Source organism: Pseudoduganella sp. HUAS MS19 (assembly GCF_053615455.1).
In genome coordinates this window covers 4,948,788-4,961,304 of record NZ_CM132133.1, presented here as the reverse complement: position 1 = coordinate 4,961,304, position 12,517 = coordinate 4,948,788, and the positions used below count along the sequence as shown (strand labels likewise).

Annotated in this window: 10 protein-coding genes; all 10 read left to right on the top strand. The window is 63.2% G+C overall.

Going from position 1 to position 12,517, the window contains the following annotated elements:
* Positions 1-2 precede the first annotated feature (2 nt).
* The 10 genes from leuB (at position 3) to ACWBU6_RS22690 (ending at position 12,510) form a co-directional block, all read left to right on the top strand.
* Positions 3-1,070 (top strand): 3-isopropylmalate dehydrogenase, encoded by a 1,068-nt coding sequence (gene leuB, locus ACWBU6_RS22735; RefSeq protein WP_452645617.1) that lies wholly within the window; start codon positions 3-5, stop codon positions 1,068-1,070.
* A gap of 103 nt (positions 1,071-1,173) precedes the next feature.
* On the top strand, positions 1,174-2,301 hold the full coding sequence (gene asd, locus ACWBU6_RS22730; protein WP_452645616.1) for an aspartate-semialdehyde dehydrogenase: 1,128 nt from the start codon (positions 1,174-1,176) through the stop codon (positions 2,299-2,301).
* 250 nt (positions 2,302-2,551) lie between these two features.
* On the top strand, positions 2,552-5,479 hold the full coding sequence (locus tag ACWBU6_RS22725; RefSeq protein ID WP_452645615.1) for a FimV/HubP family polar landmark protein: 2,928 nt from the start codon (positions 2,552-2,554) through the stop codon (positions 5,477-5,479).
* Positions 5,480-5,537: 58 nt separating this feature from the next.
* Positions 5,538-6,341, top strand: coding sequence for a tRNA pseudouridine(38-40) synthase TruA (truA, locus tag ACWBU6_RS22720; protein ID WP_452645614.1), 804 nt, complete (start codon positions 5,538-5,540; stop codon positions 6,339-6,341).
* Between the two features lie 12 nt (positions 6,342-6,353).
* Complete coding sequence (locus ACWBU6_RS22715; protein ID WP_452645613.1) at positions 6,354-7,046, top strand: phosphoribosylanthranilate isomerase; 693 nt, start codon at positions 6,354-6,356, stop codon at positions 7,044-7,046.
* Positions 7,030-8,271, top strand: a complete 1,242-nt coding sequence (gene trpB, locus ACWBU6_RS22710) for a tryptophan synthase subunit beta (RefSeq protein ID WP_452645612.1) — start codon at positions 7,030-7,032, stop codon at positions 8,269-8,271. Before ACWBU6_RS22715 ends, trpB begins: the two co-directional genes overlap by 17 nt.
* A 185-nt stretch (positions 8,272-8,456) precedes the next feature.
* Positions 8,457-9,260: a tryptophan synthase subunit alpha gene (gene trpA / locus ACWBU6_RS22705; RefSeq protein ID WP_452645611.1), complete on the top strand. Its 804-nt coding sequence runs from the start codon at positions 8,457-8,459 to the stop codon at positions 9,258-9,260.
* Positions 9,261-9,349: 89 nt separating this feature from the next.
* The gene (gene accD / locus ACWBU6_RS22700; protein WP_452645610.1) at positions 9,350-10,222 is read left to right on the top strand and encodes an acetyl-CoA carboxylase, carboxyltransferase subunit beta; all 873 of its coding nucleotides are present in this window, start codon (positions 9,350-9,352) and stop codon (positions 10,220-10,222) included.
* A 66-nt stretch (positions 10,223-10,288) separates the two neighbouring features.
* Positions 10,289-11,578 (top strand): bifunctional tetrahydrofolate synthase/dihydrofolate synthase, encoded by a 1,290-nt coding sequence (gene folC, locus ACWBU6_RS22695; protein WP_452645609.1) that lies wholly within the window; start codon positions 10,289-10,291, stop codon positions 11,576-11,578.
* A gap of 11 nt (positions 11,579-11,589) precedes the next feature.
* Positions 11,590-12,510 (top strand): SPOR domain-containing protein, encoded by a 921-nt coding sequence (locus tag ACWBU6_RS22690; protein WP_452645608.1) that lies wholly within the window; start codon positions 11,590-11,592, stop codon positions 12,508-12,510.
* The last annotated feature ends 7 nt before the right edge of the window (positions 12,511-12,517 follow it).

Below are 12,517 nucleotides of genomic sequence, written 5' to 3'. Positions count from 1 at the left end.
TAATGAAAATTGCAATCCTGCCGGGCGATGGCATCGGCCCGGAAATCGTCAGCCAGGCCGTCAAGGTCCTGAATGCGCTGGACGAAAAATTTGAGATGGAAACTGCGCCGGTCGGCGGCGCCGGCTACGAGGCCAAGGGCCACCCGTTGCCGGAAGAAACCCTGGCGCTGGCCAAGGCGGCCGACGCCGTGCTGTTTGGCGCGGTGGGCGACTGGAAGTACGACACGCTGGAGCGTCCCCTGCGCCCGGAGCAGGCCATCCTCGGCCTGCGCAAGAACCTGGGCCTGTTCGGCAACCTGCGTCCTGCCATCCTGTACCCTGAACTGGCCGGCGCCTCGACGCTGAAGCCGGAAGTGGTGTCGGGCCTGGACATCCTGATCGTGCGCGAGCTGACCGGCGACATCTACTTCGGCCAGCCGCGCGGCGTGCGCGAATGCCCGGACGGCCCGTTCAAGGGCCAGCGCGAAGGGTTCGACACCATGCGCTATGCGGAAGGCGAGATCCGCCGCATCGCCCACGTGGCGTTCCAGGCGGCGCAAAAGCGCGGCAAGCGGCTGACTTCCGTCGACAAGGCCAATGTGCTGGAAACCTTCCAGTTCTGGAAGGACATCGTCAGCGACGTGCACAAGCAATACCCGGACGTGGCGCTCGACCATATGTACGTCGACAACGCCGCCATGCAGCTGGTGCGCGCGCCGAAGAAGTTCGACGTCATCGTGACCGGCAATATGTTCGGCGACATCCTGTCCGATGCGGCGGCCATGCTGACCGGCTCGATCGGCATGCTGCCGTCGGCTTCGCTGGATGCCAACAACAAGGGCCTGTACGAACCGTCGCACGGCTCGGCTCCCGATATCGCGGGCAAGGGCATTGCCAACCCGCTGGCCACGATCCTGTCGGCAGCCATGATGCTGCGCTATTCCCTGAATCGCGCGCAGCAGGCCGACCGCATCGAGAACGCAGTCAAGAAGGTGCTGGCCCAGGGCCTGCGTACGCCTGATATCTACGAAGAAGGCACCACCAAAGTCGGTACTTCGCAGATGGGCGATGCCGTGGTCGCGGCGCTCTGAAAACCGGTATCCCGGTGTCAGACCCAAGGGTCCGACACCGACCTGCGGCGGTCGCGGGCCAAGGTTTAGAATTGAATAGAATTTACTTCCAAAGGAAAGCAAAATGAAACTCGTAGGTCTTGTTGGTTGGCGCGGCATGGTCGGTTCGGTCCTGATGCAGCGCATGCAGGAAGAGGGCGACTTTGCCCATATCGAGCCGGTATTCTTCTCCACTTCGAACACCGGCGGCGCTGCGCCGAAGATGGCGAAGAACGAGACTACCCTGAAAGACGCCACCAACATCGACGAACTGAAACGCTGCGAGATCATCATCTCCTGCCAGGGCGGCGACTACACCACCGAGGTATTCCCGAAGCTGCGCGCGGCCGGCTGGAACGGCTACTGGATCGACGCCGCGTCGACCCTGCGCATGGACAAGGATGCCGTGATCGTGCTCGACCCGGTCAACCTGAACGTGATCAAGGACGCCATGTCCAAGGGCGTGAAAAACTTCATCGGCGGTAACTGCACCGTGTCCTGCATGCTGATGGGCCTGGGTGGCCTGTTCAAGCAAGACCTGGTGGAGTGGATGACTTCCATGACCTACCAGGCGGCATCGGGCGGCGGCGCCCAGCACATGCGCGAGCTGCTGACCCAGTACGGCACCATCAACGCCTCCGTCAAGCACCTGCTGGACAACCCGGCCTCCGCCATCCTGGAAATCGACAAGCAAGTGCTGGCCACCCAGCACGGCCTGTCGCCGGAAGAAACCAAGCAGTTCGGCGTGCCGCTGGGCGGCAACCTGATCCCGTGGATCGACAAGGACCTGGGCAACGGCCAGTCGAAGGAAGAGTGGAAGGGCGGCGCCGAGACCAACAAGATCCTGGGCCGCGGCGAAGGCTTCGCCTCGTCCGCCATCCCGGTCGATGGCCTGTGCGTGCGCATCGGCGCCATGCGCTGCCACAGCCAGGCGCTGACCATCAAGCTGCGCAAGGACGTGCCGCTGGACGAGATCAACGACATCATCGCCAAGGATAACCAGTGGGTGAAGTTCGTACCGAACACCCGCGAAGCGTCGGTGAAGGAACTGACCCCGGCCGCCGTCACCGGCAGCCTGGCCATTCCGGTTGGCCGCGTGCGCAAGATGTCGATGGGCGGCGACTACCTGTCGGCCTTCACGGTGGGCGACCAGCTGCTGTGGGGCGCGGCCGAGCCGCTGCGCCGCATGCTGCGCATCGTATTGGATAAATAAACTGTTATTGATCAGATAATGACTGCTGAATAATAAACAAGTTAAGAAGTATTTTCTAAAAGCCGGATTTCAAAGGGAATTCGGCTTTTTTCTTTGAATCAAAGAATATTTTCGGCATGAACGAAACAGAATACTGGCGCGAAGAGGGGGATTAGTGGGAGAATGCTTGCATGCTTCTAAGCATGATGTTATGTTGAGACCTCTGGAAAAGTAACTTTCTTTCCACGTTAACCATTTTTCGCCGCTCACTATGCCTGTTCAAAAACCTTCCAAGGTCGCTTCGTTCGCGTTGAAAACACTGACTGCTGCCATGTTCAGCGGTGCAGTGCTCGCACCTATTTCCGTCAACGCAGCAGGCCTTGGCAAGCTCACTGTGCTCTCCTCGCTGGGGCAGCCGCTGCGCGCCGAAATCGAATTGACCGCCGTTACCCCTGAAGAAGCATCCGAACTGGTGGCCAAGCTGGCCTCGCCGGACGCCTTCCGTGCCGCCAATATCGACTTCAATTCGGCCTTGCTCAGCCTGCGCTTCGAGGTCGAAGCCCGTGGCTCGCGCCAATTTATCCGCATTACTTCGTCCCAGCCGATCAACGAGCCTTTCGTTGACATGCTGCTGGAATTGACCTGGACCAATGGACGCCTGGTACGCGAGTACACCTTCCTGCTGGACCCGGCCGACCTGCGTACCACCAACTCCGCGCAGGTGGCAGCTGCGCGCAACGGGCGTCCGGCTGCAACGTCGACTCCTGCTGCCGCTCCTGCCGCCACGGCACCGGCCTCGGCTGCCGCGCCAAGCGCTGCACCGTCGGCTCCAGCCGCATCGTCGCGCGCGCCGGCGCCTGCGCCAACGCAGGCTGCACCGCGTGCTGCCGCTGCACAGGAAGGCGCCGACAGCTATCAGGTCAAGAAGGGTGATACGCTGGGCCGCATCGCCGGCCGCCTGAAGCCGGCCGACGTCTCCCTGGACATGATGCTGGTGGCCCTGTATCGCGCCAATCCGGATGCGTTCAACGGCTCCAATATGAACCGCCTGAAGTCCGGCACCATCCTGACCGTGCCCGATGCCGGCACCGTCAAGGGCACCAGCCAGGGCGAAGCCCATGGCGTCGTAGTGGCCCATGCCGCCGACTTCAACGCCTACCGCTCCAAGCTGGCAGGCCAGGTAGCCGCTGCCACGCCTTCCAAGGAAGCCGAGTCCCAGCAAAGCCAGACCGGCAAGATTACCGCCCAGGTCAAGGAACGCCCGACTGCTGTTACCGAGTCCAAGGACCAGCTGAAGCTGTCCAAGGCCGGCGAGACTTCCAGCAAACCGGGCAAGACCGGCACGGTGGAAGACAAGATCGCCAAGGATCGCCAGATGGCCGACGCCAGCGCCCGCGTGAAGGAGCTGGAAAAGAACGTCAATAACCTCGAGAAATTGATGGAGGTGAAGAGCAAGTCGGCCGCCGGCGCGCAAGAGAAGGCTGCCGCCCCGGCACCGGCTGCCGCGGCCCCTGCTGCCAGCCCGGCCGTCAAGCTGTCCGAGCCGGCGCCAGCGCCGGCACCGGCACCGGCACCAGCACCGGCTGCAACGCCTGCCACTGGCGAACCGGCTGCAGCCGCGCCGGCGCCTGTGGCCCCGGATGCTGCCGCACCGGTAGAAGCTGCGCCAGCCAAGCCTAAGCGCACCGTCGTGACGCCGCCTGCGAAGGTCGAGCCAGGCCTGGTCGACATGCTCATGGAAAACATCAAGCTGATTGGCGCTGGCGTTGCGGCGCTGCTCGGCCTTGCTGCACTGCTGGTGGTGCGCCGCCGCAAGGCAGCCGAAGAGATGTCGCTGGCCAATACGGAAGCTGCCAGCGTGCTGGGCGACCCGGGTACGACCGCGCACTCGCTGTTCGCCGAAACCGGCGGCCAGAGCGTGGATACCAGCAACAGCGTGTTCAACTCCAACTTCGCTCCTTCGGCCAGCCAGCTCGACACCAATGAAGTCGATCCGGTGGCGGAAGCCGATGTGTACATCGCTTACGGCCGCGATGCCCAGGCGGAGGAAATCCTGAAGGAAGCGCTGCGCGTTCATCCTGAGCGCCACCCGGTGCGCCTGAAGCTGCTGGAAATCTACGCCGGCCGCAAGGACGCACGTTCCTTCGAAACCCAGGCCAGCGAACTGTATTCGATGACCAAGGGCCAGGGCGACGAGTGGGCGCAAGCTGCGGCGCTGGGCGTGGGCATCGATCCGGATAATCCGCTGTACGTCAATGCGGCGCAAGCCAAGGCCGCTGCCGGCATGGGTGGCGCAGCCGCTGCTGCTGGTGCAGCCCCTTTCGTAGCCAGCGAGTCGAATGAGCTCAACGACTTCGCTGCGATGTTTGCTGAGCCCGCTGCACCAGCCAAAGCTGCTGCCGATGGCCTGGACCTGGACCTGAGCCAGGACGCCGCGCCAGCTGCCGCTGCCAGCGTGATGGACTTTGACCTGGACCGCGACGCAGGCGCGCTGCCGTCCCTGGCCGAAGAATCCAAGCCAAGCCCGAAAGCTGCCGATAGCAACACCCTGGACTTCGACCTTGGTGGCCTGAGCTTCGACGAACCGGCTCCTGCCGCGCCAGTCGTTGCCGAAGCGGCGCCGGCGCCAGTTCCGGCGGCGGAAGAAGTGCATGACCTGTCTTTCGACCTCGGCCTGGATACGCCAGCCAAGGTGGAAGCGGTGGAAGCGGCCCCGGTACCTGACGCCATGGCCGATATCGGCATGGACTTCAACTTGGACCTGCAAAGCGAATCCAAGCCGGCGGCGCCGGCCGCCGATCCGCTGGCAGACCTGAGCAGCATGGACTTCTCGCTGCCGGCGGCAAGTGCACCTGCCGCTGCGCCGGTGGAAGAAGCGCCGCTGTCGGCTGCCGACTTCGCGCTGGACCTGCCGGTGGAAGCCGCACCTGCCGCTGCGCCAGCACCGGCAGCAGCCGACTTCGACCTGTCCGGCATCGACCTTGACCTCGGTGGCGCAGCCCAGGTGGCTGAAGCACCGAAGAACGAGGAAGAGATGTCCGCCCTCCACATGGAGATGGACACCAAGCTGGACCTGGCTGTGGCTTACCAGGAAATCGGCGACAAGGAAGGCGCCCGCGAGCTGCTCGATGAAGTGATCCGCGGCGGCAGCGACGACCAGGTCTCGCGCGCCAGCGCAATGCGCGCCCAGCTCGGCTAACCGCGGTTTCACCGTATAATGCCCGGTCACAGATCAATCTGACCGGGCATTTTTTATTTTGAAACGCATTGCATTAGGGGTTCAGTACAACGGCGCCGACTGGCTTGGCTACCAGATCCAGCCGCATGGCCAGACCGTGCAGAACAAGCTGGAGGAAGCCATCGAACGCTTCGCCTGCGTCAAGCTGGGCACCACCTGCGCCGGCCGCACCGACGCCGGCGTGCACGCGCTGAACCAGGTGGTGCACTTCGACACCGACCTGGAGCGCGCCGAACATGCCTGGGTGCGCGGCATCAATGCCTTCCTGCCCGAATCGATCGGTGTGCGCTGGGCACGCTACCTGCCCGAGGCGCCGACCCCGGAGCAGGAATTCCATGCCCGTTTCAGCGCCCGTTCCCGCACTTACCATTACCTGCTGTACAACCACCAGGTACGCTCGCCGCTGCTGGCCGGCCGCGCCGGCTTTACGCACTGGCAACTGGACGTGGAGCGCATGCGCGAAGCCGTCAAGCCGCTGATCGGCACCCACGATTTCACCGCCTTCCGCGCCTCCATGTGCCAAGCCAAGACTCCGGTCAAGGAAATGCAGATGATCGAGATCGAACGCCACGGCGACATGATCCTGTTCACCCTGCGCGCCAACGCCTTCCTGCATCACATGGTGCGCAACCTGGTGGGCTCCCTGGTCTATGTCGGCCAGGGCCGAGAGAATACCGCCTGGATGGGCGAGCTGCTGGCAGGGAAGGACCGCACCCGGGCGGCGCCGACCTTCATGCCCGATGGCCTGTACCTGTCCAGAATCGAATACGATGCAAAATGGGGCTTGCCGCATGAAGAGCCCAGCATCCTGCCTGCTTTTTAAGGAAGACCACGCATGCCACGCACCCGCATCAAGATCTGCGGCCTGACCCGCGAAGAAGACGTCCAGGCCGCGGTGGCGGCGGGCGCCGATGCGGTCGGCTTTGTGTTTTACGAAAAAAGCCCGCGCTATGTGGCGCCGGCGCGCGCCGCTGAGCTGATTGCGCTGCTGCCGCCGTTCGTGACGCCGGTTGGCTTGTTCGTCAACCATACTCCGCAGCAGGTGGCGGCCACCGTGGCGGTGGCGCCGGTGTCGCTGTTGCAATTCCACGGCGACGAGTCGGCCGACGATTGCGCACAGGCCGCGCGCGCGGCGGGAAGGGCATTTGTGCGCGTCTTCCGCGTCAAACCCGACACAAGCGGCGCTGAGCTGCTAGAATATGAGCGACTTTGCCGCGCATCCAGTAGCTTGTTCTCGGGCCTCCTGCTCGATACCTTCGTGGATGCATATGGCGGCGCAGGAAAGGTTTTCGATTGGTCCCTAATCCCAAAAGATCTCGCGCATCGGGCCGTTTTGAGTGGTGGCTTGAGCGTGCAAAATGTGACTGGCGCAGTGGCCAGCGTTCGCCCTTACGCGGTTGACGTCTCAAGTGGCGTCGAGCGCGCCAAGGGTATCAAAGATGCTCGCCTGATCGCGGACTTTGTTCGCGGCGTGCGGGCAGCAGATGCCACTTTTGAGAAAGACCCGCACCATGAAAACCCCGCTTGATGCGCCACCAGCGCACCTGTTCCACGCCTCGTCTTACCACCTGCCTGATGCCACCGGCCATTTCGGCCCTTACGGCGGCTCCTTCGTTGCCGAAACCCTGAGCTATGCGCTGGCCGAGCTGCGCGAAGCCTACGACCGCTACAGCAAGGATGAACTGTTCCTCGAAGAGTTCCGCTACGAGCTGAAGCACTTCGTCGGCCGTCCTTCGCCCGTGTACCACGCCAAGCGCTGGTCCGACCAGCTGGGCGGCGCCCAGGTCTACTTCAAGCGCGAAGACCTGAACCACACCGGTGCGCACAAGATCAATAACGTGATCGGCCAGGCCTTGCTGGCCAAGCGCATGGGCAAGCCGCGCATCATCGCCGAAACCGGCGCGGGCCAGCACGGCGTTGCCACCGCCACCATCTGCGCGCGCTTCGGCCTCGAATGCGTGGTGTACATGGGCAGCGAGGACGTGAAGCGCCAGGCGCAGAACGTGTACCGCATGAAGCTCTTGGGCGCGACCGTGGTGCCGGTGGAATCCGGCTCCAAGACGCTGAAGGATGCGCTGAATGAAGCGATGCGCGACTGGGTGACCAATATCGAGAACACTTTCTACATCATCGGTACGGTGGCCGGCCCGCATCCGTACCCGATGATGGTGCGCGACTTCCAGTCCGTGATCGGCGAGGAATGCCTGCAGCAGATGCCTGAGATGACTGGCCGCCAGCCGGATTATGTGGTGGCCTGTATCGGCGGCGGCTCGAATGCGATGGGCATTTTCTATCCATACATCGACCAGGCCGCGACGGCGCTGGTTGGCGTGGAGGCTGCAGGCGAAGGGCTGGATACGGGCAAGCATGCCGCTTCGCTGACGGCCGGCTATCCAGGTGTCCTGCATGGCAACCGCACCTACCTGCTGCAGGATGAGGGCGGGCAGATCATCGAGACGCACTCTGTGTCGGCTGGCCTGGATTATCCGGGCGTGGGGCCGGAGCATTCCTACCTGAAGGATTCGGGGCGGGCGCAGTATGTGTCGATTACCGATGACGAGGCGCTGCAGGCATTTCATGATTGCTGCCATATCGAGGGGATTATTCCGGCGCTGGAGTCTTCGCATGCGCTGGCGTATGCGGCCAAGCTGGCGGCGACCCTGCCGCGGGACAAGATCATCCTGGCGAACCTGTCGGGCCGCGGGGACAAGGATATGCATACCGTTGCGCAGCGCGCTGGGTTGCAGTTCTAAAACCGGTAAACCAGGGTCTGACCCGCAGGGTCAGACCCTGTCAGATCATCCGCCGCGGGTTTTGAGTCTGGGCTTTTGACTTTCGACGAAGGACAACAGCACACGACCCAACCCGGCGGCTGCCGCGTACCCGGTGTCAGACCCTGCGGGTCAGACACCGGTTTACCGGTTTGAAAGGAAAAAACATGACTCGTATCGCACAAACCTTCGCCGCCCTGAAAGCGCAAAACAAGAAAGCCCTGGTCACCTTCATCACCGCAGGCGACCCGCACCCCGGCAAAACCGTGGAACTGATGCACGCCCTGGTCGAGGGCGGCGCCGACATCCTCGAACTCGGCATCCCATTTTCCGACCCGATGGCCGAAGGCCCCGTGATCCAGCGCGCCTGTGAGCGTGCGCTCGCCAACGGCGTCGGCATCCGCGACTGCTTCGACTTGGTGCGCGAATTCCGCAAAACCAACACGGCTACTCCGGTAGTGCTGATGGGCTATGCCAACCCGATCGAGCGCCTCGGCGCCGACGCCTACATCGACGCCAGCCGCGCGGCCGGTGCCGACGGCGCCATCGTGGTCGACTACCCGCCGGAAGAGTGCGAGGAGTTCGCCGCCAAGATGCGCGCGGCAGGGCAGGACCTGATCTTCCTGCTGGCCCCCACCTCGACCGAGCAGCGCGTGCAGCAGGTGGCGCGCGTCGGCAGCGGCTTCACGTATTATGTGTCGCTGAAAGGCGTCACGGGCGCCGGCCATATCGATACCGAGGACGTGGCGCGCCGCCTGGACATGATCCGCCAGCACGTCCAGCTGCCGCTGGGCGTCGGTTTCGGCATCCGCGACGGGGCAACCGCGCGCGCGGTGGCGAGTGTGGCCGACGCGGTGGTGATCGGCAGCCGCATCATCCAGGAAATCGAGGCGGCCGGCCCGGAAAACGCTGCAAAATCAGTACGATCGTTCGTTTCCGGCATTCGCCAGGCACTCGACGAAAAGCGTTGATTTGAGAGCAATGTTCTGCCTGTTTTGTTCGACAGGACAGGCAGAACCGGCTACACTTCCGGCCTAAGTTAGTGCAAGAGGAGAAATTTATGAGCTGGTTGGAAAAATTGCTGCCACCGCGCATCCAGCGCTCGGAAGCTGCCGCTCGCAAGACAATGCCTGAAGGCCTGTGGGTGAAATGCCCATCCTGCGAGGCAGTGCTGTACCGTACCGACCTCGAGTCGAACCTGCACGTCTGCCCCAAGTGCGACCACCACATGCGTATCCGCGCCCGCGAGCGCCTGGATGCACTGCTGGACGCCGGCGGCCGTTATGAGATCGGCCAGGAGACCCTGCCGGTCGACACGCTGAAATTCAAAGACAGCAAGAAATACCCGGATCGCCTGAAGCAGGCGATGGAAGCCACCGGCGAAACCGATGCCCTGATCGCGATGGGCGGCTCGATCATGAGCCTGCCGGTTGTCGTGGCTTGCTTCGAATTCGAATTCATGGGCGGCTCCATGGGCTCCGTGGTTGGCGAACGCTTCGCCCGCGCGGCCCAGGTGGCGCTGGAGCAGAAGGTGCCGTTCATCTGCGTGACCGCCACCGGCGGCGCACGGATGCAGGAAGGCCTGCTGTCGCTGATGCAGATGGCGAAAACCACTGCCATGCTGACCAAGCTGTCCGAGAAGAAGCTGCCGTTCATCTCCGTGCTGACCGACCCGACCATGGGCGGCGTGTCCGCATCGTTCGCCTTCATGGGCGACGTGGTGATGGCCGAGCCGAAAGCGCTGATCGGCTTCGCCGGCCCGCGTGTGATCGAAAACACCGTGCGTGAGAAGCTGCCGGAAGGCTTCCAGCGTTCCGAGTTCCTGCTGCAGAAGGGCGCGATCGACATGATCGTGGACCGCCGCCAGATGCGCGAAGAAATCGCACGCCTGCTGGCGCTGATGCAGAACCAGGCCGCGGAAGTGCTGGCCTAAGTTTCAAGTTTTACCCGGCGCGCGCAGCCTCCTGCGCTGCGCGCCCAAGAATCCCTCCTGGCGATAATGTCCAATCTCCCGAATTCCCTCCCTGAATGGCTTGCGCTGATCGAGTCGCGCCATGCCGAAACCGTCATCAACATGGGCCTGGACCGCGTGCGCGCGGTCAAGGAACGCATGGCATTGCAGTTCAAATGCCCGGTCATCATGGTGGCCGGCACCAATGGCAAGGGCTCGACCTGCGCCATGCTGGAATCGATCCTGCTGCAGGGCGGCTATCGTGTCGGCTTGTATATCAAGCCGCACTTCCTGCATTTCAATGAGCGTGCGCGCCTGAACGGCGACATGGCCAGCGACGAGCAACTGGTCGAGAGCTTCAACTTTGTGGAGCGGGCGCGGGGCGATATTTCGCTGACCTATTTCGAGTTCACCACGCTGGCCATCATGCACCTGATGTCGCAAGCAACGCTGGACGTGGTCATCCTCGAGGTGGGCCTGGGCGGCCGCCTGGACGCGGTCAACGTGATCGACGCCGACGTCTCGATCGTGACCAGCGTCGATATCGACCACGTCGATTACCTGGGCGGCACGCGCGAGCAGATCGGCTTCGAGAAGGCAGGCATTTTCCGCACCGGCAAAGCCGCCATTTGCAGCGACCCGGTCCCGCCGCAGTCCCTGATCGACCACGCCATGGAGATCGGCGCCGACCTGTGGCTGATGGGGCGCGATTTCAATTATGCGGGCGACAAGCAGCAGTGGAATTACGGCGGCCGTTCGCAGCGCCGCAACTCCCTGGCTTACCCTGGCCTGCGCGGCGCCAACCAGTTGCTGAACGCCTGCGCGGCGCTGGCAGCGCTGGAGGCGCTGAAGTTGGAATTGCCGGTCGGCGCGCAGGAAGTGCGTACCGGCCTGGTGATGGTGGAGCTGCCGGGCCGCTTCCAGGTGCTGCCCGGCCGTCCGACCGTGATCTACGACGTGGCGCACAACCCGCACGCTGCGGCAGCGCTGGCGCAGAACGTCGGCAATATGGGCTTCAGCCCTTATACCTTCGCGGTATTCGGCTCCATGCACGACAAGGATATCGACGGCGTGATCAAGGCCATGGCGCCGTGTGTCGACCATTGGTGCCTTGCCAACCTGCCATCGCCGCGCGCGGCAACTGCATCGGAACTGGCGGCCAAGGTGCAGGTAATTGAACCGAAAATGGGTGAAAAAACCGCCAATATTTTCGATGACCCAGGCCAGGCATTCGCAAATGCGATGAGCAGGGCGGGCGAGAATGATAGAATTGTGGTCTTTGGATCATTCCTGACTGTCGCCGGCGTCATGGCGGCGAAAAAATCCTCACTCCACTGAGAACATTCCGCATGGGCTTGTTATCGAAATTTGGCAAAAACAAGCAAGATGCTGCTGCTGAAGACAGCGGCTACTACCGCGCACAGGACGACAGGGCACTGGACGAGAAGGCCCGCTCCAAGCGCGCATCCAGCGCTGGCGCCGACGCGGCGCCGCGCCGCAACAACAGCAAAAACGCAGCCGATCCGGTATTGCCGGAGAAAAAGCGTGCGCGCCGCCGCCTGGTTGGCGCCATTGCACTGGCGCTGGCCGTTGCCATCGGCCTGCCGATGCTGCTCGACTCGGAGCCGAAGTCGACGGTGTCCGATATCGCCATCAACATGCCGTCCAAGGACAAGCCGGGCGAGCCGCTGAATGGCGGCCCTGCCGTGGCCCCAACGCCGTCGCTGGAGCAGCCGGCTCCCGCCGGCAACAAGCCGGCCGCTACGCCATCCTCGCGTACCGTGGCACCGGTTGCCGCAGCCGGCGCAGCGCTGGATAAAGGTGAAGAAATTGTCCACGTGCCGGCCAGGCCGGCCGTGACCGAACCCGCCAAGCCGCCCAAAGCGGCCGAACCGAAAGTTGCCAGGGCCGAGGTAAAGCAGCCCGACCCGAAGCCCGAAGCGAAGAAACCGGAGCCTAAACCGGAAGCCAGGCCAGCTCAAACCGACGATGCGCGCGCCATGGCTATCCTGGAGGGCAAGCCTACCGAAGCAGCCGCTTCGACCAAGTATGTGATCAAGGTTGGCGCCTTCGCCGCAAAAGAGAAAGTGGACGAGCTGCAGCGCAAGCTGGGCGAAGCCGGCATCAAGTCCTATGCGCAGAAAGTCAACACCGCCAACGGCGAATTGACCAGCGTGCGAGTCGGCCCATTCCCGAACAAGGAAGAAGCCGAAAAGGTCAAAGCCAAGCTGGGCAAACTGGGCCTGAGCGGCAACCTTACCCCGGCCTGAGAGTACG